Source organism: Peribacillus sp. RS7 (assembly GCF_041956845.1).
Taxonomy (GTDB): Bacteria; Bacillota; Bacilli; order Bacillales; family DSM-1321; genus Peribacillus.
In genome coordinates this window covers 3274587-3299975 of the sequence record NZ_CP168135.1, presented here as the reverse complement: position 1 = coordinate 3299975, position 25389 = coordinate 3274587, and the positions used below count along the sequence as shown (strand labels likewise).

General features: G+C 39.5%; 27 protein-coding genes. 11 read left to right on the top strand and 16 right to left on the bottom strand.

Features of this window, described 5'->3' with window-relative positions:
- Window positions 1-71 precede the first annotated feature (71 nt).
- Entirely contained in the window at window positions 72-1283 is a 1212-nt protein-coding gene (locus ACDZ29_RS16600) for a M20 family metallopeptidase (RefSeq protein ID WP_289324061.1), read from the top strand.
- Window positions 1284-1311: 28 nt separating this feature from the next.
- Here the strand turns inward: ACDZ29_RS16600 and ACDZ29_RS16595 are convergent, their stop codons facing one another.
- The 3 genes from ACDZ29_RS16595 to ACDZ29_RS16585 all read right to left on the bottom strand — a co-directional run bounded on the left by ACDZ29_RS16595 (window position 1312) and on the right by ACDZ29_RS16585 (window position 4066).
- Window positions 1312-2016 (bottom strand): EcsC family protein, encoded by a 705-nt coding sequence (locus ACDZ29_RS16595; protein ID WP_289324060.1) that lies wholly within the window; start codon window positions 2014-2016, stop codon window positions 1312-1314.
- A 105-nt stretch (window positions 2017-2121) separates the two neighbouring features.
- Window positions 2122-3330, bottom strand: coding sequence for an ABC transporter permease (locus tag ACDZ29_RS16590; RefSeq protein WP_375088189.1), 1209 nt, complete (start codon window positions 3328-3330; stop codon window positions 2122-2124).
- Window positions 3323-4066: an ABC transporter ATP-binding protein gene (locus ACDZ29_RS16585; RefSeq protein WP_289317538.1), complete on the bottom strand. Its 744-nt coding sequence runs from the start codon at window positions 4064-4066 to the stop codon at window positions 3323-3325. The genes ACDZ29_RS16590 and ACDZ29_RS16585 overlap by 8 nt, the downstream gene beginning before the upstream one ends.
- A 666-nt stretch (window positions 4067-4732) precedes the next feature.
- On the opposite strand from ACDZ29_RS16585, the gene ACDZ29_RS16580 reads away from it, so the two are divergent.
- The 5 genes from ACDZ29_RS16580 (at window position 4733) to ACDZ29_RS16560 (ending at window position 8890) form a co-directional block, all read left to right on the top strand.
- Window positions 4733-5155: an HIT family protein gene (locus ACDZ29_RS16580; RefSeq protein WP_063232254.1), complete on the top strand. Its 423-nt coding sequence runs from the start codon at window positions 4733-4735 to the stop codon at window positions 5153-5155.
- 260 nt (window positions 5156-5415) lie between these two features.
- Window positions 5416-6519, top strand: coding sequence for a 3-phosphoserine/phosphohydroxythreonine transaminase (gene serC, locus ACDZ29_RS16575; protein WP_370014188.1), 1104 nt, complete (start codon window positions 5416-5418; stop codon window positions 6517-6519).
- A 126-nt stretch (window positions 6520-6645) separates the two neighbouring features.
- On the top strand, window positions 6646-7164 hold the full coding sequence (locus ACDZ29_RS16570) for a tryptophan transporter (RefSeq protein WP_289317541.1): 519 nt from the start codon (window positions 6646-6648) through the stop codon (window positions 7162-7164).
- A gap of 595 nt (window positions 7165-7759) precedes the next feature.
- Window positions 7760-8122 (top strand): YtxH domain-containing protein, encoded by a 363-nt coding sequence (locus ACDZ29_RS16565; protein WP_289324057.1) that lies wholly within the window; start codon window positions 7760-7762, stop codon window positions 8120-8122.
- Window positions 8123-8311: 189 nt separating this feature from the next.
- The gene (locus ACDZ29_RS16560) at window positions 8312-8890 is read left to right on the top strand and encodes an HTH-type transcriptional regulator Hpr (protein ID WP_289317543.1); all 579 of its coding nucleotides are present in this window, start codon (window positions 8312-8314) and stop codon (window positions 8888-8890) included.
- Window positions 8891-8892: 2 nt separating this feature from the next.
- On the opposite strand, the gene ACDZ29_RS16555 is transcribed toward ACDZ29_RS16560, so the two are convergent.
- Window positions 8893-9219 (bottom strand): DUF1878 family protein, encoded by a 327-nt coding sequence (locus ACDZ29_RS16555; RefSeq protein WP_289317544.1) that lies wholly within the window; start codon window positions 9217-9219, stop codon window positions 8893-8895.
- Between the two features lie 196 nt (window positions 9220-9415).
- On the opposite strand from ACDZ29_RS16555, the gene ACDZ29_RS16550 reads away from it, so the two are divergent.
- Together ACDZ29_RS16550 and ACDZ29_RS16545 are read left to right on the top strand one after the other, a co-directional pair.
- Window positions 9416-10000, top strand: coding sequence for a DUF3267 domain-containing protein (locus ACDZ29_RS16550; protein ID WP_375088188.1), 585 nt, complete (start codon window positions 9416-9418; stop codon window positions 9998-10000).
- Between the two features lie 108 nt (window positions 10001-10108).
- Window positions 10109-10291, top strand: coding sequence for a hypothetical protein (locus ACDZ29_RS16545; RefSeq protein ID WP_034314696.1), 183 nt, complete (start codon window positions 10109-10111; stop codon window positions 10289-10291).
- Between the two features lie 112 nt (window positions 10292-10403).
- On the opposite strand, the gene ACDZ29_RS16540 is transcribed toward ACDZ29_RS16545, so the two are convergent.
- Together ACDZ29_RS16540 and ACDZ29_RS16535 are read right to left on the bottom strand one after the other, a co-directional pair.
- Entirely contained in the window at window positions 10404-10487 is an 84-nt protein-coding gene (locus ACDZ29_RS16540) for a YjcZ family sporulation protein (protein ID WP_034314699.1), read from the bottom strand.
- 185 nt (window positions 10488-10672) lie between these two features.
- Window positions 10673-10756 (bottom strand): YjcZ family sporulation protein, encoded by an 84-nt coding sequence (locus ACDZ29_RS16535; RefSeq protein ID WP_285767821.1) that lies wholly within the window; start codon window positions 10754-10756, stop codon window positions 10673-10675.
- Between the two features lie 199 nt (window positions 10757-10955).
- Here ACDZ29_RS16535 and ACDZ29_RS16530 point away from each other — a divergent pair, with 199 nt between their 5' ends.
- Window positions 10956-11822, top strand: a complete 867-nt coding sequence (locus ACDZ29_RS16530; protein ID WP_370014186.1) for a peptidylprolyl isomerase — start codon at window positions 10956-10958, stop codon at window positions 11820-11822.
- Window positions 11823-11877: 55 nt separating this feature from the next.
- Here ACDZ29_RS16530 and ACDZ29_RS16525 read toward each other — a convergent pair whose 3' ends face one another.
- The 8 genes from ACDZ29_RS16525 to cysK form a co-directional block, all read right to left on the bottom strand.
- On the bottom strand, window positions 11878-12060 hold the full coding sequence (locus ACDZ29_RS16525) for a sporulation YhaL family protein (protein WP_053344914.1): 183 nt from the start codon (window positions 12058-12060) through the stop codon (window positions 11878-11880).
- Between the two features lie 99 nt (window positions 12061-12159).
- A complete protein-coding gene (gene yhaM / locus ACDZ29_RS16520) occupies window positions 12160-13098 on the bottom strand; it encodes a 3'-5' exoribonuclease YhaM (protein ID WP_375088187.1) in 939 nt (312 codons plus the stop codon).
- A gap of 170 nt (window positions 13099-13268) precedes the next feature.
- The gene (locus ACDZ29_RS16515) at window positions 13269-13967 is read right to left on the bottom strand and encodes a (2Fe-2S)-binding protein (protein WP_375088186.1); all 699 of its coding nucleotides are present in this window, start codon (window positions 13965-13967) and stop codon (window positions 13269-13271) included.
- Entirely contained in the window at window positions 13960-14784 is an 825-nt protein-coding gene (locus ACDZ29_RS16510) for an ABC transporter ATP-binding protein (protein WP_289317548.1), read from the bottom strand. The genes ACDZ29_RS16515 and ACDZ29_RS16510 overlap by 8 nt, the downstream gene beginning before the upstream one ends.
- 303 nt (window positions 14785-15087) lie before the next feature.
- The gene (locus tag ACDZ29_RS16505; protein ID WP_375088185.1) at window positions 15088-15495 is read right to left on the bottom strand and encodes a hypothetical protein; all 408 of its coding nucleotides are present in this window, start codon (window positions 15493-15495) and stop codon (window positions 15088-15090) included.
- A gap of 41 nt (window positions 15496-15536) precedes the next feature.
- The gene (locus tag ACDZ29_RS16500; RefSeq protein WP_375088184.1) at window positions 15537-18557 is read right to left on the bottom strand and encodes an AAA family ATPase; all 3021 of its coding nucleotides are present in this window, start codon (window positions 18555-18557) and stop codon (window positions 15537-15539) included.
- A 21-nt stretch (window positions 18558-18578) separates the two neighbouring features.
- Window positions 18579-19817, bottom strand: coding sequence for a DNA repair exonuclease (locus ACDZ29_RS16495; RefSeq protein WP_289324049.1), 1239 nt, complete (start codon window positions 19815-19817; stop codon window positions 18579-18581).
- A gap of 149 nt (window positions 19818-19966) precedes the next feature.
- Entirely contained in the window at window positions 19967-20890 is a 924-nt protein-coding gene (gene cysK, locus ACDZ29_RS16490; protein ID WP_289324048.1) for a cysteine synthase A, read from the bottom strand.
- A gap of 306 nt (window positions 20891-21196) precedes the next feature.
- Between cysK and ACDZ29_RS16485 the strand changes: the two genes are divergently transcribed.
- Entirely contained in the window at window positions 21197-21385 is a 189-nt protein-coding gene (locus ACDZ29_RS16485; RefSeq protein WP_289324047.1) for a YhzD family protein, read from the top strand.
- 73 nt (window positions 21386-21458) lie between these two features.
- On the opposite strand, the gene ACDZ29_RS16480 is transcribed toward ACDZ29_RS16485, so the two are convergent.
- Window positions 21459-22250 carry an enoyl-CoA hydratase gene (locus ACDZ29_RS16480; RefSeq protein ID WP_375091155.1) on the bottom strand — a complete coding sequence of 264 codons (792 nt, stop codon included), beginning with the start codon at window positions 22248-22250 and terminating at the stop codon, window positions 21459-21461.
- 96 nt (window positions 22251-22346) lie between these two features.
- Window positions 22347-23963: a long-chain fatty acid--CoA ligase gene (locus tag ACDZ29_RS16475; protein ID WP_375088183.1), complete on the bottom strand. Its 1617-nt coding sequence runs from the start codon at window positions 23961-23963 to the stop codon at window positions 22347-22349.
- Window positions 23964-24458: 495 nt separating this feature from the next.
- On the opposite strand from ACDZ29_RS16475, the gene ACDZ29_RS16470 reads away from it, so the two are divergent.
- A complete protein-coding gene (locus ACDZ29_RS16470; protein WP_375088182.1) occupies window positions 24459-25337 on the top strand; it encodes a dimethylarginine dimethylaminohydrolase family protein in 879 nt (292 codons plus the stop codon).
- Window positions 25338-25389 lie beyond the last annotated feature (52 nt).

The following is a 25389-nucleotide window of genomic DNA, read 5'->3' as shown; positions in this document are numbered from 1 at the left end:
TTTAATTTACTTTTGATTATTCTGAATATGATATACTATTTACAATTAAACCAATCATTGGGAGGTGCAAGATGATACATCGATTACACAAACTTCTAGATGGTTCATATGAAGAAATGGTTTCCATCAGGCGTTACCTTCATCAACATCCTGAACTTTCTTTTCAAGAAACCCAAACGGCGGCCTTCATCGCTGAATATTATGAAAAACTCGGAATCGAACATCAGACAAATGTAGGCGGTAATGGTGTTATTGCCAAGATTACAGGCAGTAAGCCTGGTAAAACTGTAGCATTGCGCGCTGATTTCGACGCCTTGCCCATTCAAGATGAAAAAGAAGTTTCCTATAAATCCTCCGTACCCGGAGTAATGCATGCGTGTGGACACGATGGCCATACAGCCACTCTCCTCGTCCTTGCAAAAAACCTTAATGAACTGAAGGATGAGCTCGAAGGTCAATATATATTTATCCACCAGCATGCTGAAGAATATGCTCCAGGTGGCGCCAAACCGATGATCGAGGCCGGCTGCCTTGATGGGGTGGATGTAATTTTCGGCACCCATTTATGGGCTACGGCCCCTACCGGAACGGTCCAATACGCTTATGGACCTCTTATGGCTGCAGCTGACCGATTTGAGATCATCATTCAAGGCCAGGGTGGACATGGAGCCCAGCCGCATAAAACCCGCGATGCAATCGTAGTCGGCTCCCAGCTAGTCATGGCACTACAGCAAATCGTAAGCCGCCGCCTTAACCCAATAGATTCTGCAGTTATTACCGTCGGTTCCTTTGTAGCCGATAATGCATTTAACGTCATTGCAGATAAGGCTAGAATAATCGGGACCGTCCGTACTTTCAAGGAAGATGTCCGTTCATTTATAAGCGAGGAAATAGAGCGTATTGTTAAAGGAACCTGCCTAGCTGCAGACTGCACCTATGAATATCAATACATTCAAGGTTATCCAGCTGTTATCCCACACGATGAGGAAACTACATTCCTCATCGAAAGCACTGAGTCCATCGAGGAAGTTCTGGTTACAGAGGAAATTGACCCGGATATGACAGGTGAAGATTTTTCTTATTATTTACAAAATGTGAAAGGTACATTCTTCTTTACAGGGGCCAGGCCAAAAAATGAACATACATATCCGCATCATCATCCTTTGTTTGACATCGATGAAAAAGCGATGCTCATTGCAGCCAAAATTTTGGGCACGGCAGCTGTAACCTATCATAATAAGGAACAACCATCTCCAAAGGTGAATGAATCTTTATTGCGGTAATGGTAAAGGGACGGGTTTTCGCCGTCCCTTACTCTTTGAGCAGTCTGATTCGGTAACAATTGACAGCAGTCTCCCCAAGCTGTTCCAGCAAATGATGGTTTGCATATGCACCGACAGCCGCCCCAAATCCCGGGACGAGTTGGAACATTTTGATGACATCGATGTGATCACGATATTCCTGCTGAAATTCTTGCCAGTCTATTTCCGGTAAATTCCCCGAATCCCATTTTTCTATTACCCTTAATGTTTCCAGCTTTTTTTCCTCGCTTGAAAACGCCATCTGGAAGATATGGAGAATGAACAGGCGTTCCTCATAATTATTTGGATCGAAACCGTATAAACGGGATATTTCGAATAATAACTTCATCTTGATGCTTAGCAGTAAAGGAAAATCAGCCAATCCGATTAAAAGCCCTGCCGCTCCGGTTCCCACACCTTCTATAACAGCGGTTTTCCGATATGCCGTTACAGTTTCCGCAACCCATTCTTCTTTTTGCTGCAAGGATAGAAGCACTACATTTTTTTCTTTAGACATATATTTCGAACCGGATAATACTGCCTCTATCATCCCTTTAATACTATCAGTAATCATTTTATGCACTCGGGCTGGAATATAACTGTTCATTTTGTTTTGCGCCTTTTTGGACATCCGCTCAAACCTGCCCGATTTCTTAGCTACTTTCTTTTTCCATGTTACTAGTTCCAATAATGCCTTTTGCTCATATTCATCCATCTTTTAACACCTCCGTTAAATATGTATATACCCCTTTAAAGGCTTTTATTTTCAATTTTCATTACTTAAAAGAAAAAGCTGATTTTTTGAAAAATCAGCTCCTGCTTAAAAGTTTTTAATTTTCTTTGTTGCATAATTTTTAAAACCGAATAAGAAAAAAAGACCCATTGCCAGAGCCGCTAAAGCGGACATCCATTCCCCTTTCACTAGCAGGACCATGCAAAAAACCAGGTCCTCAAATAATAGGAAATAGGAAATTAGCTTTATGACTGCAGATTCTCTCATTTTTGCTGGCAATGGATACAGTGAGACCCATACTTTCCATTCATGAGCCTTCCAAACAGGCAGCAGTTGAAGGGCTGTCATGAATAGGAACATGAAAGTCACAATCAAATGTGCCCATATATTAGTGAATACACTTAAAATCACGGAACCAATGATAGTTAAACGAAAACAAAGGCCCACATAATCATTGGATCGCAGCAAAGTACGGGCGTATAAATAGGTATAAGTTGATTTTTCACCATACGGAATGAAGGATAAAAGCCAGTCCATCCATTTCCTTCTTGCTACCTTCCCTTTCAAATGGGGAACATCAGTAAACATGTTCGCTATTCGATAAAAAGAATTCATTCGTTTGTTTTCCAGTTCAACCAGTCGTTCCCACTTCAACACAAAACCTTTAGTTGCGCTTCGGTAATACATGTAAAGCCCTAACAATAATAAAATGGTTATAAGTGCAAACAGGATATTTGCCCTTGAACAGATGAAATAGAGCATCACTCCATTAAGTAAAAAGCGGATGAGAGAGTCCCAATGGCTCACTGATGCATCCTGATATTTCAATATCTGCCAGCGCATGGTTAAATTCAAAAACTTTAAAATAAGCAAAACAACCAGGATGATCCCAAAGTCTTTACCGCCTGCACCCGTAACCTTTGTATACATCGGTATAAATGCAATTAGGACAACCAACAGGATAAAGCCCTGCATGACCCAACTTAATACCAATGAATTCTTGAAATAGCTTTTCAACTTCGTTTCAAGCGGAAGTAAGAATACCGTATCAGGTTCTTTCAAAAAAGTATTTATCGGGCTTCTGGTTACCAGGAGCGATAAAACAAAAGCCATGATCAATTCAGCCGGGAAATCACGGTCTAAAGTCTTCACCCAATCACTGTAATAATAAGCTAAACCACCAAGGGCCAATACCATGACAAAAACCAGATGGCCGTTAAAAATATAGCGAAGATATTTTTGCGTTTCATTTATATAGCCTAAATATCTTTCCTTCCAGAGATTTTGACTATTCATGTCCAATTTCTTCTTTCGTCAATTGAATATATAAATCGTCAAGAGTTGCCCCCGGCATGGAAAATTGTTCACGAAGCTGCTCAAGATTGCCTTTTGCGCGAATCTCTCCATTATGCAGGATGATGAAGGAATCACAATACCGCTCGGCTGTTGCCAGTATGTGGGTGGACATTAAAATTCCCGCTCCACTCTCTTTCATTTTCCTCATCAAATCAAGCAAGGATTGAATGCCTAATGGATCAAGACCCACAAAGGGTTCGTCGACGATATATAAAGACGGCTGTACTAAAAAGGCGCACATTATCATGACCTTTTGCTTCATTCCTTTTGAAAAATGGGCCGGAAACCATTTGAGTCTTTTCTCCATATGGAATTCCTTTAACAGAGCGTCCATCCTTTCTTTATAGGTCGCTTCCGCCAAACCATGAGCCATGGCCGTCAGCCTTAAATGCTCCTCAAGTGTCAGCTCATCATATAAGATTGGTGTTTCTGGAACATAAGTGAATTGTTTACGATATGTATCCGGGTCTTGGGCCAGTGTTTTACCATGAATCGAGACACTTCCGCCTTTTGGCTCCATGAGTCCGATGATATGTTTAATCGTCGTACTTTTCCCAGCCCCGTTAAGCCCGATTAACCCTACTAACTCATTTGGTTGAATGTCGAAACTTATTCCTTTTAAAACGGGCGTTTTCGTGTATCCGCCCACTAATTGCTTGATTTCCAATAAGGACATATAAACGATCCTTTCTATATAGAGGTTCTTATTTCCATTTTAGCAAATTCTCCTGCTTTTATATAGTCGAGTGTTCCTGGATTGAAATTTCCATAAATAACTAATTATAATTTCCCCACTTGGTGGCCATCATAAATAAGGAAGAAGGGGTTAGTTATTACGTGTGATTCACATCATATAGTAAATGAGGTGTCAGTTAAAGACGTATTACACTGAAATGCCCAAAAGTTTTATTACAAATGATTCGCATCATATTGTAAATGAGGTGTCAGTTAAAGACGTATAACTGAATTAAAAACCAGAAGCTTCATTTAAAAAAATCGTTTCGAGCAAGGAGATGGTTCTCTTGCACGTAAAAGCAGAAAAATCATTCAATAATTATCAATTATGCTTTGAAAGTTGATGAAACTTTAAAGATATAGGAGATGGTTGCTTTGAATGGAAAATCTCTAAACAGATAATAACCATATTTTACTCCAATGTAGATGAGGTGTTTGTCGCAGAGAATTTATGCTAAATGCGAATTTTTGAAGCAAAACCCCCTTTTTCGAACAGGCAGGGTGCAACTTAATGTTGCATCCTGTTTTTATGATTTTTCCTTTTCCCAAGGATTCATGCTATGGTACGATTAACCAAATACATTAACTTCTAAAAGGAGCGTTTTAAATGAGTGATTGCATTTTTTGCAAGATAATCGATGGGGAAATTCCAAGTACCAAAGTTTTCGAAAATGAACATGTACTGGCCTTTCTCGATATCAGTCAAGTAACAAAAGGCCATACCCTGGTAATTCCTAAAGTACATAAGGAAAATCTTTATGAATTAACACCTGAAATAGCCAAGAATCTTTTTGAAGTGGTACCGGAAATTGCCCGCGCCATGAAACAGGAATTCCAACCTGTAGGCCTGAATCTTTTAAATAATAATGGTGAAGCCGCAGGACAGTCCGTTTTCCATTTTCACATGCATTTAATTCCGCGACATGGAGAAGGTGACGGCTTTGGGGCTGTTTGGAAAACGAATACCAGCGACTATACACCTGATGACCTGAAACAAATCGCTGACTCCATTGCCCAGCATTTAAAATGAGACGGGGATAGTAAGGTTTTTAGCCCCTTCCTTTCATATACTTTATAGTTCAGCAACTGAACGTTTTCCAAGCGCTGGTTGTACGAAATACAATGATTTAGTTGGTCCTCACTCAATGTGCAGGACCTTTTATTTTGGCCATCATTAAAATGAATTGTCACTTAAAATTCTTAATTTTCCCCCTATTGAATTTAGTTTTCTGGTAGGATATATGAATAGTCTCAAATACTTTATCACATAGTCGTATAGGAGGAAAAAAATTGAAACGTGCACGCAATTTTAACGCTGGGCCAGCCGCCCTTCCCTTAGAAGTTTTACAAAGAGCCCAAAACGAATGGCTGAATATTGAGGATTCCGGCATGTCCGTCATGGAATTAAGCCATAGAAGTTCGGAATTTGAAAAAATTCATAACCATGCCATTCAATCATTAAAAGACCTTATGGAAATTCCTGAAAATTATGAAGTTCTTCTGCTGCAAGGAGGAGCAAGCCTGCAATTTTCCATGATTCCAATGAACATTTTGAATGATGGAAAAAGGGCAGATTATGTACTCACTGGTTCTTGGTCGGAAAAAGCATTAAAAGAAGCCAAGAAGGTAGGTAAAACGGCAGTTGTAGCTTCATCCAAAGATGAAAAATATACGTTCATCCCTAAAGTCGAAGACATCGAATTGAATGATGATGCTGCATATCTTCATATCACAAGCAATAATACGATTTACGGAACGCAATGGAAGGATTTTCCAGAAACGGGCAACGTTCCTTTAGTAGCTGATATGTCAAGTGATATTCTCAGCAAAAAAATTGATATCAGTAAATTCGGCATCATATATGCAGGTGCACAAAAGAATTTAGGACCATCGGGAATCACAGTCGTTATCATCCGTAAAGATTTAATAACGGATAATGAAACAATCCCATCCATGATGAACTATTCTATCCATTCAAAAAATAATTCTTTATATAACACCCCTCCGACATTGGCCATTTACTTATTGTCCCTTGTGTTGGATTGGGCAAAAGAACAGGGCGGCGTGGAAAAAATTGCTGAAATCAATGAAGAAAAGGCAAAAGTCATTTACGATGCGATCGACGGCAGCGATGGTTTTTATAAAGGCCATGCCTTACCGGACAGCCGTTCATTAATGAATGTAACTTTTACGCTTCCGTCTGAAGAAGCTGAAGTTCAATTCCTTAAAGAAGTGAAGCAAGCCGGATTCGTAGGACTGAACGGTCACCGTTCCATCGGCGGCTGCAGAGCATCCATCTATAATGCTGTCCCTCTATCCCATTGTCAGGACCTTGCCGATTTCATGAAGAAATTCCAGGAATCGTATAAAGCGCAGGAAGCTCAAATCCTTTAATTCGAACAAATATAACTTCTAAAAAAATAGGTCTTATGATATACTATTTTAAACTTCTTGCAACAGGCAATAGTGCATTGTTGAAGAAAAGATGTTAGTTGAGATGAGAATAGGAGAGATGAGTAAATGAAAACGAAAACCCTTGTGTCACTGTCCCTATTAATCGGGATTGGGGCTGCCCTGCATTTTATCGTTCCTGGATTCTTCCTTGGAATGAAACCGGATATGATGCTGTTGATGATGTTTTTGGCGATTGCACTGTTTCCCGCGAAGAAAAATGTATTCATTGTTGCCTTGGCTGCTGGAGCCATCTCTGCCATGACAACTACATTTCCTGGAGGACAGATTCCAAATATCATAGACAAATTGGCAACAGCCTTTCTTTTTTACCTTTTATTCATCAGTCTTAAGAAGTTTTCAACATCCGTTGTCACCGTTAGTATTTTGACTGCCGTAGGAACAATCATTTCCGGCGCTGTCTTCCTTGGTTCGGCTTATTATATCGTTTCCCTTCCAGGTCCTTTCGTTGCACTTTTCGGCGCTGTTGTACTTCCTGCCGTACTGCTAAATACAGTTGCGATGGTCATTATTTATCCAATTGTGAACGGCATCGTAAGAAAATCTAATATACCCATTAATGCTTAAGCAGCAGGATCATCATACTTAAAAAAGCACCGGAGTGTCCGGTGCTTTTTTTTTCCAATCTTATGAATCTGGGATTCTAGTCAGACTCATCCTCCAAGGGTCAATGAATCAATATCAACATAAACCAAATGAAAAGCAGTAAAACCCCGGGAAGACCCATAGCGAAGGCTCTAGCCTGGAGCACCCTCTTTGGCGGATAGATGCCCGGAGTTTTCGCCTTCCTTAGAAAATACCCCATTCCGCACAGGCATATAAGGCCTAATAAAAAAATGATTTTCATTATTAACCCACCAGTGCCATCCATGTTCCGACAGCTTGTTTTTACTATCTATATGCCGCTCTTTCCTTTATATGAAGCATTTTGAATAAAGCTTCAAGTTATTTTTAAATATTATATATTTACTATATAAGTTTAAAAAAATATTTTTGTGATATAAAGATAAAATGGTCGATATGCTTCCATAAGAATGAAAATTATGGTATTTTGATATCAATAGTATTTCTATCCCTATTTATCATAATTTCCAATTGATTTTTACAGCAGGGATTCCGACCATGTAAAGCGAAAACAATATTATAAAATGAGGTGATCCTAATGAAAGCAAAATCATTACTAATTGGCTTTTTAACCGGGACAGTCGTAGCAGGTGCAGCAACCTTACTTTCTACACCAAGTTCAGGTAAAGACTTACGGACTCGCATCAAAACGAATACGGACGAAATTAAGAATATAATTGATGAATTAAAGGTAAAATTGCTAAATATTAAAGATGACACGATGGAAGCTACAGAAATCAGCAAAGAAACGGTAAAAACCTTCATATCGGATGTCCAGGTCGTCATCGAGAACTGGAAGCAGGAAATCGAACCCAATAAGAATGAATTATTGAAGAACGTTCAAGAAATTGAAAATTCATTAAAAGAATTGGAAACGGTCATTCCTGCTTCGAAAAATTAATAGCTGACATCATCACAAAAGCTTGATTCTCCATTTTTCCCAATAAATTACATGGTTTATTGGAGGAAAATGGAGAATTCCTTAAAAAAACTAAAATTTTCTAAAAATTTCGCAAATATTATCTTTATTAATTTTTATTTTATTGTCATAATAAATATATAGAATCTTATAAGTAGGTGAGCCCATAATATGCAGAATAAAAATTATTCTATGAAAGAAGCAATGATTTTTAGTCAACGAATTGCACAATTAAGCAAAGCATTATGGAAATCGATTGAAAAAGATTGGCAGCAATGGATTAAGCCCTATGATTTAAATATCAATGAGCATCATATTCTTTGGATTGCCTACCATCTTAATGGCTCTTCCATTTCAGATGTAGCAAAATTTGGGGTCATGCATGTTTCTACGGCATTTAACTTTTCAAAAAAATTAGAGGAACGCGGGTTTTTAACATTTTCAAAGAAAGAAAATGACAAAAGGAATACGTATATAAAAATCACCCCTGAAGGTGAAAAGCTTTTACTTGATTTAATGGAGACATACGACCCAAGTAAGAACTCCGCTTTCTCAGGTGCACTTCCACTACGTGAGCTTTATGGGAAGTTTCCGGATATGATTGAAATGATGGCTGTCATCCGTAATATATACGGTGAAGATTTCATGCAAATCTTTGAACGATCCTTCGACAACATTGATCAGGAGTTTACTGACGTGGAGGGTAAAATCACCAAAAAAAAGATAGAGAAAGAAACTGAGCCAGTTTAATTTCACACTCTATCCATTTCCTTCATGAAAGATACATATAAACCTTGTGAGAGGCATGCATCAATGCAATCCTTTATGGTTATTTTGGGATTAATCTTTCTTTCAAATTGATTAAAAAGCGGTCGAAAGTTCATGTAACCTTCCGCTTTTTCTATTTCATAGCGTTTGCTCAAAATATCACATGTTTCCAATAATTCTTCCGCTTCCTTCTTCGTAAAATTTTTTTCCACAAATAGAAAGTCCAACTTGGCCTCCGGATTGCGTATCAAGTTTAATAAAAGGCGTTGATGAAAACGGAGTATTTCTATTTCTTCATTTATATTTTTCATACATCATTTATCCCCAATCAATCATTCAAATTTAACATATAAGGCTTATAACCAATTTGATTTTCATGCTTAAGACCCGGCTGATCCTTTGTTCAAAACCCGTCCTTAAACTCCTTTAGCATTCTTCCACACTAAAGTGATTTTTATCTTAAAACTAATCCAAGAATTCCATTGCTTTTTCCACACATTCATCGTAATGTATGTAAGTATATTCAACGGTCTTTGGAGGGCTGATTTCGAAATGAATTCGTGGAAAACAATTGACGTGGCAAAACAATATGGGAATTGCCGCCTGATCTTCTTTTCAGTTTTTACTATATTGATGTCATTTGTTCTGATCTATACATTATTAAGTGCCTTTTCATCCCATGTTGTTTTGTATGGCGATCAAACAATGGTATTTTTTAGCCTATTACTCTTATTATATCCTGTTCACAAACTATTACACTATTTACCTTTACGATTATTGTGTAAAAAAGTAAAAACTTCATGGTCCTTGAAGTGGAATCTTGTCCTTACATGCAAAGTCAATGTGCATTATCCGATTCGAAAGCACCTATATCTCTTGATTCTTGTGTTGCCTTTCTTCATTATGTCTGTCATATTGATTGGTTGTGCCCTTAGTTTTCCACATTACATCCATTATTTCACTATTTTATTATCCCTGCACACAGGATTATGCGTATCGGATTTTATTTATATTAAAAACCTGGTTGGTTCCCCAAGGCATTCTTTTATCGAGGAACACCTCGAAGGATACGATATACTTATTCAAAAATGATTTCTTATCTATTCATAAAGATGCCTGATGAGATTTTTAGGTATCTTTTTTCATTATAATTTGGTATCGTATTTATACATGATGTTTTGCAAGGAGGGATTTTAGGTTTTGATCTCGTTCTGGTTTATTATTTTTGCTATTTTGATCCTTTATAATATTAATAGAATGACAAACTCTTTATGCATTCAAAAGGAAATTGCTGAAGACCGGCAGCCTAAAGTATTCAGGACCATTAATGTATTAATTACTATTATGTTATTATCCTCCTATATTGAAATATTGTATACGTAGAGATGAGCAACAAATGATGGCCATCATTTGTTACATACATTGGTGATATCCGGCGCATTATCCACATAAAGAAAAAGGGCGAAGCTGATTGCTTCGCCTTTTGTTTATGAGTTTATAACCAAGAAGCTCCAATGATGACTAACAGGATGAAAAGAACGACAATTAGAGCAAAGCCTCCACCTATTCCTCCAGACATTGATCTTCCTCCTTTCCATTCTTAAGTAATGGTAATTTCATGCACACTCTTATATCCGCCAAAAGGAATCCATTCCTTTCATAGCTTGATAATCACTTCAATCTTTTTTGTTGAGCGGCTACCCTATCCTATTCAACTCCACGGCAAAAGGAGTGGGCTCTTTCCATTATTAATTTTGCAACCGATTAGCAGAAGGCTGCTCCTACAATTATTAATAAAATGAATAACACCACTAACAATGCGAAACCTCCGTTAAATCCATTACTCATTATGCTACCTCCTTTTGATGTCCTCGATTTAGCATATGTAATGGTTTATTATCTGGGTAGGCGTTCACCCATTTTTCAAAAAATTCTTATTCATACACCAATATATTATTTTTTGTAAAGTAACCAGAATATGTTATAGTTAATTTTGTGGAAATACGAAAAATAGCAAACCAGAAACTTAAAACTAGGAGTTGTTTTTATGAAGAAGTGGGCATTATCGATTGCTGTTACTGCAGGGCTGATCGGACTTACAGCATGCAACAGCGACAAGGAAGCAGTCGTGGAAACTAAAGCGGGAGATATATCCAAAGAAGAATTTTACAATGTAATGAAAGATCGTTATGGTGAAACCGTTCTTCAAGAACTTGTTTATGAAAAAGTTCTTTCTGAAAAATATACAGTGACGGATAAGGAAGTTAAAGCTAAAACCGACGAGCTTAAAGCACAAATGGGTGAAAATTTCGAAACGGCCCTGGCATCTTCCGGATATAAGAGCGAAGATGATCTTAAACGTGCACTTAAAATCGGCATGCTTCAAGAAAAAGCAGCCGTTGCTGATATTAAAGTAAAAGAAGCTGATGTGAAAAAAGCTTATGAAGACTATAAACCACAAATCAAAGCGAGACATATTCTAGTAGAAGACCAAAAAACTGCTGACGAAGTTAAAGCTAAATTGGACAAAGGCGAAGACTTCGCTAAACTTGCAAAAGAATATTCAACAGACACAGGTACAGCTGAAAAAGGCGGAGAACTAGGCTGGTTCGGTCAAGGTGAAATGGTTCCTGCATTTGAAGAACAAGCTTACAAAATGAAGAAAGATGAAATCAGCAAGCCGATTAAATCAGATTATGGCTACCATATCATCCAACTTCTTGATACAAAAGAAAAAGAATCATACAAAGATATGAAAAAAGATCTTGAATATGATTTGAAAGTCGCTCAGATTGACCAAACAAAAGTTCAAGATATTTTGAACTCGGAAGTCAAAAAAGCGGACGTGAAGATTAAAGATAAAGATCTAAAAGATGCCCTTACTTCTGGTGACGCAACTCAAGCTGAAAAATAATTAGATAGTAAAAAGCGACAGGACTTTGGCCTGTCGCTTTTTTTCATCATACAAGCTATGCTCCCTGATTTATATCCTTTTTACGCCTCTCGCGCTCTTCCTCCATACGTTCAATGTACTTCTGACCTTCCTTTTCAATCCAAGCATCATCTATGAGGCGTTCCTGCCTAGCTGTCCAAATTGACATGACTGCACTGACAATTATTCCAATAAACACGAACCAGATCCAAATTGGCATGTCCATTCCCTCCCTAATAATCTACTATTCATTTACTAGAGAATATGCATGAACAAAAAAAATATGCTTCTTTCTCCATCGAGAAAGAAGCATATTTGATTAAAATGTTGGTTTATAGAATGAACGGTTATCGAGCGCGAAGACTCTCTCCGTAAATTCACCCGGTTTCACTTTTTCCAAGGCACGGTCCATCATATTTATCTTGGCATCCATATTATCAATATAATGCAGCACTTCCGCTTCCCTCACCATTGGCGGTTTGGGACTGCCCCATTCCGCTTTACCATGGTGGCTTAATATCAAGTGCTTGAGAATCATGATTTCTTCTGCTTCAATGCCTAATTCCTCTGCTGCCTTACCGACTTCATTTACCATGATGGTGATATGCCCCAACAAGTTACCTTCCACTGTATAAACAGTCGATACAGGCCCAGATAGCTCATGTACCTTACCAAGGTCATGCAGAATGACTCCTGCATACAAAAGATCCCTATTGAGCGAAGGATATAGAGTTGAAATGGCCTTAGCCAGCCCTAGCATCGATACAACGTGATAGGCGAGTCCAGACATATACTCATGATGGTTCTTGGTGGCAGCAGGAAACGTCAGGAATTCATTCTGATATTTTTTAATGAGATGCCTAGTCACCCTTTGGATATTCGGATTCCTCATTTCAAAAATGAATTGAGTGATGGTTTCCAACATTTCTTCCTGACTTAAAGGGGCCGTTTGAATTAAATCGGCTTTCGTGACGCCATCAGCATCTGAAGTAATTCTGATATTACGGATTTTCAATTGGCTGCGTCCTCGATAATTCTGGACTTCCCCTTGAACTTTCACCGTAGCTTCCGCACTGTATGTTTTCTCATCCGCCTCGGAAACATCCCATAGCTTTGCCTCGATCTCCCCGGTTTTATCACACAAAATCAATGTTAAAAACGGCTTTCCATTACTTGCAACCGCTTTTGTACTCGTTTTAATGTACATATATATATCTACTACTTCACCAATTCCGTAGTGTATGATCCCATTTCCCATGCGACTGCCTCCGTTCAATTAAATATCAACATTATAACATATCAACCTCGTCAGTGCGTTTAGTTTTCGTTAATAAGTGATGGACAATGAAAGTTAAGCCTATGCTGCGTCTACTTATCACTCCACAAGAAAACCAGGCTTGAACACAAGCCTGGCTAATCGAACCTATCTCAACAGTTCTTGTTCGGACAATACGCGCATTTTTCATGCCCCTCAATTCGGTAATATAAACAGCATGTCACCCGTTTATAAGGATTCATGGATTCCTGAACACTTTTTTTCCCAATGAATCGTTTAAAAGGGGAACGCGATTCAATATTCAGCCATACTTCATCATCAAGCAGCCTTTCAATGTCCTTTTCCACTCGCATCTTTATATCTGTCTGTCTCAGTAACTCACTATACATCCATACTGTATAGCCCCAAATATTTTCCCAAAGTACAAGTTTCGATATTTTAGTGGTTCCAGAAAATGAGCGAATGGCATCCGCACCAAAGCTGCTTAATATGGAATGTAGGGCGGAAGAGCTTTCCATTTCCGTAACACTGCTCCACCTGTTATTTTTCAGCAAAAAATCCGGAAGCCAATGTTCATCTTCCGGATCATCCAAAACGCCAATGTCCTGAAGTGTGCCTTCCCAGATAAGCCGATGTTTGCTGAACATGTAAAATTGTGCCGTGACAAAAAAAGCATAACGTCTGAACCACATTGAAATTGCTATTCTTGCCGTTTCCGCCCCAGATCGGGCTTGTGCATACTGAATCAGGTCTCCAACATGATTGAAGGTCTTGGAAACTTTGGCTTCATCTCGAAAGGATATGCGATATCCTTGCAGCTCTTTTTCAATAGATGGTGAGAGGTTATGCATTAGCCAGCGCTTTCATATGACGTTGAGCGTATCGGCCTTTACCAAACGGGATGCACATGGGACTGCCGAAAATTGGATCAAAAGAAATTTGACATTCCATGCTGAATACATGCTGCACCAATTCAGGCGTAATGATATCTTCTGGCCGACCTTGAGCATGTATCGCCCCATCTTTAAGTGCCACCAGATTATCCGCATAACGGCAAGCTAAATTCAAATCATGAAGCACCATCACGATCGTTCTGTTCTCAAACTCATTCAAGTCGAACAATAAGTCCAAAATCTCGATTTGATGGGTCATATCAAGATATGTAGTCGGCTCATCCAACAAAATGATGTCCGTATCCTGAGCCAGCGTCATCGCTATCCATGCCCGTTGCTTCTGGCCTCCCGATAATTCATCGACTGCCTGATCCTTCAATTCGGTCAGGTTCGTTGCTTCAATTGCCTTTTGAACTTTCTCTTCATCCACGGAACTCCACTGTTTCAACCAACTTTGATAAGGATATCTTCCTTGTTTAACAAGTTGATAGACTGTAAGTCCTTCAGGAGCAACCGGCGATTGTGGAAGAATCGCCATCTTTCTTGCTACATCCTTCGATGACATGGTTGAAATCGCTTTGCCTTCGAGTAAAACTGAACCGGATTGAGGTTTTAACAAGCGGGCAACCGACCTTAGAAGAGTTGATTTTCCACATCCATTAGCACCGATGAACACCGTGATCTCCCCATCGGGTATTTCTATATTCATATCATTTATTATTAATTTATCACCATAACCGAGCGATAAAGACTGTGTGTTAATAGCTGGTCGCATAAAAATACTCCCCTTTTAGTCTAATAATACCAGTTTAATGAAAATGATTCTCACTGTCAATCTAAAAAAAGAATATAAACCAAAAACTCCTTGGCCCATTCCTCTCAAATTATTCATTAAAGTGAACATTCGATTAAAGATATGATGCTTCCTTTGGAAACATTAATGTAAAAAAATTTAGTTCAGTGTATTAACTTGCCCAACAAAAGATTCTGTCCTTGCTCCCCCTCCGGGAAATCCTTTGTCGAAATCTCCTAACTAGATTGAGCGGAAAATAAAAAAGCCCTCCATTTGGAGAGCCTTTTAACCGACCAGCAGGCGATTTGTACAATGTGCCAGGGATTCATCTCTAATGAAGGTAAATAAATCCTGATCGATAAAAGGTACTAAACCTTCTGCGATGTTCCAGGCATTGACCTCTATTTGATAAAGGATTTCTGATTTTTCTGTACTGTATAGCTGGTCACTAAGTACAGCAAGATCGGGGTCTAGCGCGTGGCCCAACTCATGTGTGAGAATCACCCATGTATATTCTTCAAGCCTTTCAAGTGAGCCTAGGGAGCGTTCACACTGAATTTCGATATCTCTACTATATAAAGTAATGGTATGTCCTTTGGCAGAATATTTCCCTCCAACACATCGTTTATCAGGAAACTCCTTTTCGATGATTAACTCTAAAGAAGAATCATGGTGGCTTACAAACTCATTCATATTCAATGACTTCACTCTCTTTATTTATAGTATAAATCCCATTATATTTCGGGGATGATCAAATCATTCATATTTTGGCGCAATACGGGAGTGGGTAGACGAATTACTTGATTTTCGGTAAAATGTTCCATTGCATATCGATGACAAGTAAAAAAGAAAATTTGCCGCTTTTCCGATACTTTTTTCAATAACTCAAGCATCCGTTTTGTCCTTTCCGCATCAAAATTGACGAAACTATCATCAATGATGAGAGGGAATGAATCATTTTCAAAAGTATGATCAGCAAGTGCAAGCCTTAGGGAAACATATATTTGCTCTGCTGTCCCGCGGCTGACCTCTTCAACCCTGAAACTCAAGCCATCACTGCGCTGTACCCAAATTCCTTCTCCCGACTGATCAAGGATGATTTTCCGATAGCTCCCATTCGTTAAAAAGGCAAAATGCCGATCCGCATCAGCGATGACCTTCGGAAGGCGTTCCCTTTTATATCGATCCAAAGTCATATTCAATAAGCTTTTGGCTATTGCCAATTTCGTCCATTCCTTTGCTTCTTCGTTAAAAGCAGCTTTCTCTTCATAAAAACGATGAAGTAAGTCATCATGAATCCCTGAAGCTTCAAGCTGTTTTATCCTATGCTTCGCATCCGACTGCTTCTCTAATAAAAGTGATTTCACCTTTACAGAATCCTTCCGTTTCCTTTCCAAGTTTTCAAATGTATATGTGGTGATTCCTTGTTTTAAGTATGTTTGGATTTGTTCTGGCTGCATTCCGGATTGCCCAATTTGAATGGTAATCAAATCAAGTTGTTTTTGTAAAGTGACTTTCTTTTCGGACAAGGCAGCGTCCTGTCTGAACTCTTCCTCATCCCTGACCTTTGCTAACTTAAATAGCTGTTCCATTTCCGCATCAAGATAATCCTTTTCCATCGTCAGCTGCTCGATTTCGTTCGTCAAACGACTTTGTTCCTGCATCCATTGTGCTAGTTGAACGGATAATTCAACCGTCTTATTCATTTCCCGTTTCAAAAGCCCAATCGCTTCCCGCCATGTGGATGGTTCAAAATCAAGGCTGTGTGCAAAATGGAATAAAGCCTTCGATTTACCTTCAAACTCAGCATATAGAAATTGGTATCTCTTGATCGTTTCATATTTCCTGTCAACGGCTTCCTTCCATTTCTCAAGCAGTTCAAATACAGATTCAAGATTGAAATCAACCCCGGGATAAGACAGGCCCCAACCGCTTAATATGCCTCTCACCTCCTTATCCAATCGGTCCCTGCCAGCTTCCCATGCGGCATATTCTTGAATGGTCGATTCAAACGCTTCCTCCCTTTCTTCATATTTGAACCTTTCACTTTCAAGCCGCCTTTGAAGTCGTTGGTCCAGTTCAAGCAACTGTCCCATCGACTCTCCTTCACTCCCTCTATAAGTTTCACTCCCAATTGCAGCCCTTTTCCTTTTCAGCTCATCCAATTGCCGGATATACCCGGACAATATATCATCTCCTTTGAAGAGAGACCTGGAAACCGCAAACAGAACAGCCATGGCCAGAAGTATAATTCCCAGCAAAATCTGTTCACTGAAATAACTTCCGATCGCACCTACACATAGCAGGACCATCAAACTGCCATTCATTATATGTGCACGTTTGCGGTGATGCGCTGCCTTCTTCCTCTGTAATGCCAATTGCTTTTCAACTTCAAGTATTTGTTCATCAAGAATATGGCTTTTGGCTGCTTCAAATTCGGTGTTATGCTGCTTGGTGTATAAGGCTTCCAGTTCTTTTCTTTTTTCTGCTGGCATTATCTGGGCCTTAATCTCCCTCAAGCGGGCTTCTGACGTTTCCAGATTTCCCTTTTGAAGTCCATATTTCTCATCAAGCTGTTTTTTATCATTTTGAAGTCGATGCTTTTCCCGCTCCGCCCTTTTGACCTTTTCCTTCATGAATGTACTGATATCAAGTTTTCTTATTTCATCATCAGAAACATCCAAGAATAATTCCTGTTTCACCTTTTCGATATTCTTTTCTTCCATCAGCCTTTCATGTTCCGCTTTTCTTATATCCAGCTCGAGCTTCTCCAGCAATGCTCCTTGATCGATCGCATGTTCAATCTGCTCTTTATTTTCCTTGATGAACGGATTGATTTCGATTTCCGTGAGATTCCCCTCAAGTTTGGTCACTTTATCCGTCAATGCGGCAAGTTGGGCATTCAGGGGCATTCCTACTGCCTGTAACTGTTCAAGCCTTTTTAAACCATCAACAGGAAAACTCACACCCTTGATTTTACCAATTTCAGTTTCAAGTTTCCCCCGTTCTTCAACTAAGGGTTTAATTCGCAAAAAAGTACTCATGTTAACAAGTGTTTCTTCAATCTCTTGAATATCTTCCGTGATTTCAGAAAGGTCCTCCTTAAGCTTTGCCTCTTCCTGAAGTAATGACGTATACGACTGCTGTTCTTCTTCTGAAGCTTTTACTTTTTTCTGCAATTCCTTAAGTTCTTTTATTCTCACATTCAGCTGAGGTTTTTGGCCTGATGGCTTGAACCTTAAATCCAGCTCTTTTTGCAATTTCGTTTCGGCTTCAAGAAGTTTATCATTTCCAATCAACCCAGCGGAAAGCAGATATTTACTCATAGTCCCTTCACTTAGTGTATGTAAACCCTGCAGACCTTGAAGGTCGAAAGAAAAAATGGATTGGTAATAGTTTTTATCCACGCCATGGAGAATCTCATTCAGTTCTTCCTCGCCGCCAACCCTTCCATCTTCGAAGGTCAATTTCACATCTCCAGTAGCTTTTCCCTTCACCCGTTCAATAATGACTTCCCCATCTTTTTTTGTTATGAGACTAAGCCTTCCCCCATATTTGGCATGCATTTTAGGCTCGTAACGCGGTTCATTTTGAACCTTTGTTGGAAAACCAAAAAGCATACTATGAATGAAGGACATAATGGTTGACTTGCCTGATTCATTTTCCCCAAAGAAAATCTGCAGCTGTCCCAATTCAGGAAAACGCTGATTTTCGAGTTTGCCGTAACCATAAACATGGAGGTCTTTAATAATCAAATCCGTTCCTCCTCCCTACAATCATTTATTCGGTTCAAACACATGCAAAAGCCATCTTTCCGCTTCTTCCAAAAGCTCCCTCTGCTCTTCCAGCTCAATTGAATCAAGAAACCTTCTTGCACCCGGATGATTATAAAGCGGGGCCAGAGCAGCCTCCGTATCATCAAATTCAGAGGCAAGCATCGATACCTCAGCCATAAATGGCGATATCCTTTCATTTGACCTAAACATTGGCATGGACTGGATGACTTTTATTTTATACACCCATACAAACGATTCACCCTGCTCCTCTTCCTGCAAAATCCGGGTCAATTCCTCAAGATATTCCCCGAAAGCGTCTGCTGCGTCCCCAACAACCAGCTTCATTTCCAAAAGAAAGTTTCTCCCATCAAAACTCTTCTTTTCAATTACTTCCTTGCATTGCTTGAACAGGGCATCAAATCCACCATCCGCGGATATTTCAATTGTTTCACTTTCCCATATCACTTCCGAGGTTTCAATAAAGGTATGGCGCTTCGTGTCCCCGTCGAATTCGACGAGCAGACACCCTTTAACTCCAGACTCCTTTCTGTTCCTGCCTTGAATGTTTCCTGGGTAAATCACTAGCGGATCTTCTGAAACCACCTGATGCTTATGGATATGGCCTAATGCCCAGTAATCAAAGTCTTTAGCAGCTAGTTCCTTCAATGAAAAAGGGGCGTATGGGCTATGTTCGGAATTGCCTTCCAAATTCCCATGAAGCAGACCAATATGATAATCAGCCCCTTCGGCTTTTATGTAGGTTTCAATCATTCTCTCCCTTACATGACGGCGTGGATAACTGAATCCATACAGGTGGACAGTCGTCCCACCGATTTTTTCAAATAGTTTCACTTCGGTTTGCCCTGAAAATACGTGGACATTATCCGGTAGCTCCACAGTAATCCATGAGCCGCTGAGATGATCATGATTACCATGGATGATATAGGCAGGGATCTGATGTCGCTGAAGTTTTTCCATTTCCCTTCGAAAGCGGACCTGTGTCCGGAGACTCCGATTTTCCCCATCAAACAGATCCCCCGATAACACGATAAAGTCAACCTGATGGGAAATTGCTTCATTAATGATATTTTGAAACGCTTTAAACGGGCTTTCCCTCAATTCCTTTAATATAGTTGAAGGCAAATCCTTCAACCCTGAGAAGGGACTATCCAAATGGAGATCCGCCGCATGAATGAACTTTACGCCGCTCAAAAGTATCACCTCGATTTCTATAAACATTTCACATTTAATTTTACCATGAACAGAACATACTTTCCCATTTATTATTATTTTAATACGTCATCATGGAATCCAGTATGGGCAAATTCAACAGGAAAAAGACCGAATGGCGTGAACATTGTTCCATGCACGGCATTCGGTCTTTTTCATTAATTAAAAATATCCATGCTTAAATAGCGTTCGCCATTATCCGGTGCAATGCATAATACCCTTTTTCCACTTCCAAGACGACGAGCTTCCTGCAGGGCAGTCCAGACAGAAGCACCGCCTGAAGGTCCAATCAATATACCTTCCTTCGAAGCCATATCCTTCATGGTAGAAATGGCATCTTCATCAGCCACTTGAACGATTTCATCAAATACCTCTGTATTTAAAATGCTTGGGATAAAACCTGGGCTCGTACCCACTAATTTATGAGGGCCAGGCTTTCCGCCCGAAAGAACAGGAGAACCCTTAGGCTCGACAACGACAACCCTTAAATCCAGCAGTTGTTCTTTTAATGCTTCACCTGTACCGGTTATCGTTCCTCCCGTTCCAGCAGTAGCGACAAACACATCCAGGTTTCCATCCATCTGATCTAGAATCTCGACTGCAGTCGTCACTCTGTGAATATCAGGGTTTGCTTGGTTTTCGAATTGCTGTGGAATAAAGCTATTGGGAATCTCCGCGGCGAGCTCCTCAGCTTTACGAATCGCTCCAGGCATCCGCTCTGATGCAGGGGTGAGGACAACTTCCGCTCCGTATGCCTTTAATATATTGATTCTTTCTTTTGACATATTATCCGGCATGACCATAATGGCCCGATAACCCTTTGCCGCGGCATTCATTGCAAGCCCAATGCCTGTATTTCCTGATGTTGGCTCTATGATCGTGGCCCCTGATTGAATGATTCCATCCAATTCAGCCTGCCTAATTAAGTTGAAGGCAGCCCGATCTTTTACACTGCGGCTCGGATTGAAATATTCAAGTTTCACAAATACTTCCGCGTCACCCTCCGCTGTTAAATGATTAATTCTGACAACAGGTGTATCTCCTATCAATTCCGTGATATTATTAACGATTCTTACTGTCATTCAAAAAAACTCCCTTCGATCCATACACTTTCCCTCAAGATTATTATATCATTTATGAATTTTCATTAAAGAGAGAATTCCTCTAGTATAAATAGGTTTTATTCTCATTCTAAAGGAAAAAAACTATAAAGTTTGTTCGGTATAGTTATTTTCCATCATTATTGAAGATATACAGTTACTCTTCAATATTCTCAGTGTTAATACATTGCTCTGACATAATAATAGTCAAAATTAACAGATAATGATAAAATTTTTATAACAGTACCTATCTTTAGACAGTATTATATTGAAAAGGGAGTTTTAAAAATGAACAGAATATACAAATTAACCGTTTTTGAACCGTCAGGGGAAAAACTATTGGATGAATCATTTACAGCCGAGAATGATGAACAAGCAAAAGAATTGGGACAAAATCTATTGATTGAAAAAAACTATCAAGATCAAACACATCGCTGTACATCACCTTCAGGTGCACTATTACTTTTTCACCGCTGATTTTTAATGGGAGCGCAATCATTTTAAACTAGTTAGAGAAAGGCCGTCACAATAAAGTGACGGCCTTTCAAATTCATTTTCCGATGAAGTTCGGTTTCCTTTTTTCCACGAAAGCCTTTATTCCCTCTTGGTGATCCGCTGTTTGACGCATTTTCATTTGAGCGGCTTTTTCAATCTCAAGCATCTTAATTAATAGTGGGCGATTTTTTTCACTAAGGATCTTTTTCGTTTTTATCATGGCTTGAACTGGGCTTTGCAGCCACGTTTGCACTTTCTTCTCTACCGCATGTTCCAAGGTTCCGTCTGCCACTTCATGAATGAGGCCCTTTTCTTTAGCTTCGAGCGCTGTTAGCACTTTACCTTCCCAGATCAACTCTTTTGCACCTACTTCACCAAGACGACGCTCAAGGAAAAAGTGTCCGCCGCCATCAGGAATTAATCCAATTCCGATAAAATTCATTGCAATTTTACTATCCGAATCTGCAATAAGATGGTCGGTTGCAAGAGCTATACTCAATCCAAGCCCTGCAGCTGCACCATGAATGGCACTGATGGTCAGTTTAGGCATGAAATATAAGGTGGTGACCAATTCACTGATTCCATCCATCAGGACATCGAAAGCGTTTTCTTCGCCAGGCGAGAGCATCATCTTAATATCCCCGCCAGCGGAAAATGCTTTCCCATTTCCTTTTAAAACGACGACGTCCACTTCTTCATTCTCACTTACTTCCTTAAGTGCATAAATAAAGTCATGCAGCATTTGTGGATTTAAAGAATTCATGGCCTCAGGACGGTTCATTGCAACAGTAGCCGTCCTTCCCGAATATGTGACTAAAACAGTGCCTGCAGGTGATGTCGATTCAATACTCAATTTATTTCCTCCTCTTTCCTTCTATAACTCTATTATATATTTTTCATCCGTTATCAGAATAGGGTGAAAAGTTACAATTAAACAAACATACTATTTCTTGATATATTTATCCTGAAGCTGATCACGCAAAGCCCTTTTCAAAAACTTCCCAACACCCGTTTTCGGAATATCATCCAAAAAGACCACTTCATCCGGCAGCCACCATTTTGCAAACTGCGGCTTTAAAAATTCGATGATGTCTTCTTGAGACACTTGTCCCTTGTATGCGTCCTTCAAAACAACACAGGCAATCGGTCGTTCCTGCCACTTTTCGTGAGGCACTGCAATTACTGCCGCCTCAAATATTCCTTCATGGGCCATTAATGCATTCTCTATATCTACGGAAGAAATCCACTCACCCCCGCTTTTAATCAAGTCTTTAGTCCGGTCGACGATTTTCACGAATCCTTCTTCATCAATCGTGACAACATCCCCGGTATACAGCCAGCCATCTTTAAACGTATCCCCTGACCGCTCATCTTTAAAATATTCATTCGCTATCCAAGGACCCCTGATTAGTAATTCGCCCATTTCCTTTCCATCAGGCTTTACTTCGCCTTCCTGACCGATCACTTTAATTTCAATCATTGGCGAGACAAGGCCCTGCTTAGCCTTCAACTCATAAAGTTCTTCTTCAGGGAGGTCTTCCTGATAGCTTTTTGGTTTGGAAACAAAAACGAGCGGGCTTGTTTCAGTCATTCCATAGGCATGCAGGAATGGTATCCCATACTTTTGTTCAAATGTTTTAATCATGCTTTTCGGGGCAGCCGACCCTCCGCATAAAACAGCGCGAATGCTGCTCGTATCATGGCTGCCTTCTTCTAGCTCCTTCAATAATCCCATCCATATCGTCGGAACCCCTGCTGCAATTGTGACCTTCTCCGTTTCTATAAGTTCAGCCAAAATCTTTGGGGTGAAATAAGGTCCCGGCAAAACCATCTTAGTGCCAAACCAAACACTGGCAAAAGGCATGCCCCAAGCATTTACATGAAACATGGGCACTACAGGAAGGGCCACATCACGTTCACTTAAAGCTGTAGAATCGGCAAGCCCCAGTGCAATCGCATGCAACAAAATTCCACGATGTGAATAAACCACCCCTTTTGGATTCCCGGTCGTGGCGGAAGTATAACATATGCCGGCAGGAGCATTTTCATCCAAGGTTTGAATGAATGGCTGTTTCGGATTCCCTTCGGCTAATAGTTTTTCGTAATGATAAATAGGTGAAAGGGTCGTTTCAGGCAGCTCATCTTTATCCGTCATTATGATATATCCTTCCACCGTCGTTAACTCATCTTTAATAGCTTCCAACAGGGGGATGACATCCGGATCTATCAGTAATAATCGATCTTCCGCACTATTGACGATATAAGAAACATGTTGAGGGGACAGGCGCATATTAATTGTATGTAGGACAGCACCATGACAAGGAATCGCAAAATAAGCTTCTAAATGACGATGATGGTTCCAAGCGAGTGTTCCAATCCGGTCACCTGTTTTAATACCGAATTTTTCAAGGTTACTAGTCAGCCTTCTTGTACGCTCAGCAATCTCAGCATATGTAAAAGTGTGAATTCCACCATCCGTACGCGAAACTACCTCTTTCTTCGGAAAATATTTTTCAGCTCTCTCAATGATTTGAGTCATGATCAATGGTGTATCCATCATTACAATCTCCCCCTAATATTGAAAACGTCTTCATTATATATTCGACCAGAAAAAAAATAATCCTTTTTCCCTAGGTGCGTTTTACGATTATTTTGAATTTGGGGTTATCTTGAAGATATTTCAAATAAAAAAAGGATCTAAACCAGATCCCTTTTTTTGATATTCTATTTGCCTGATTTCTTAGAATGCGGAAGCTCGTCAATGTTCCGTTTTACGATTATCCATTCGTCCATTGGACTTAGAAATTTAAACCATCATTAGTCCTTATCTAAAAAAACAAAATCCTGTAATGACTTTACCTTCGATCCATGGAAAGCTCTTTTAAATAGAGTAAGGATTCTTCTGCATAGGTATAAATTAAATCGTAAATTATTTCAGTATAAAAAGCAATCTACTCTAAAGAAGATTAAAGAGACCACGACTTATTTTTTATGTTTCTTTCTAGAAAAAAGAGGAAATAGTAAAGATACAATTATATTTAGAGGGAGCTCATTTATGGTAAACAAAATAAACGATGAACTAGAAGCTTATTGTGCGAGTGAATATTCAAAGCTATCACGAGTGATCGTCTGTGAACCTCGTCATATGGAAATCAGGGAGATCATTAACGAAACTCAAAAAGAGTTTCAAGAAGAAAATATCGATCAGGCACTTGCCTTGAAGCAGCACGCCGAATTTATAAAGGCTCTTGAACATGAAGGGATTGAAGTCATAAAACTTCCGCCCGAATTAACATATCCAGAACAAGTCTTTACGAGAGATATCGGTTTCACTCTTGGCAATACCGTTTACGTTGCTGAGTTGGCAACAGGTATCAGGCAGGGTGAAGAACAAATATTGAAATCCTGGCTCGAAACGAATGGTATCTCATTTTTCAACCTTCTCAAAAATCATATTGAGGGCGGGGATGTCCTTATAGACGGAAAGACCATCTATATTGGAATCAGTGAAAGAACGGATGAATCATCCGTCAAGCATCTTCAAACCCTATTACCTGAATACGATATCATCGCCGTTCCTTTCATTGAAACGTTCCTTCATTTAGATTGTGTTTTCAATATCATATCACCGACAGAGGCGCTTATTTTTCCAGAGTCCTTTACAAAAAAAGAGATGGATTTATTAGCTTCACGTTATGACATGATCGAAGTGACTAAAGAAGAACAATTCACCTTAGGAACAAACGTGCTTTCGATTGGGAATAAAAAATTATTCAGTCTTCCTTGTAATAAACAGGTAAATAGTGAGCTTCGTAAACGCGGATACGAAGTCATTGAAGTCGATATAAGCGAAATCATCAAGTCCGGTGGCTCTTTCCGTTGTTGCACAATGCCACTATTGAGGACAACGAATAAGAAGACTGACCCAGCCTGAGCAGAATGAAAGAAACCCGACTTGTATTGAAGTCCGGTTTCTCAGGACAGTA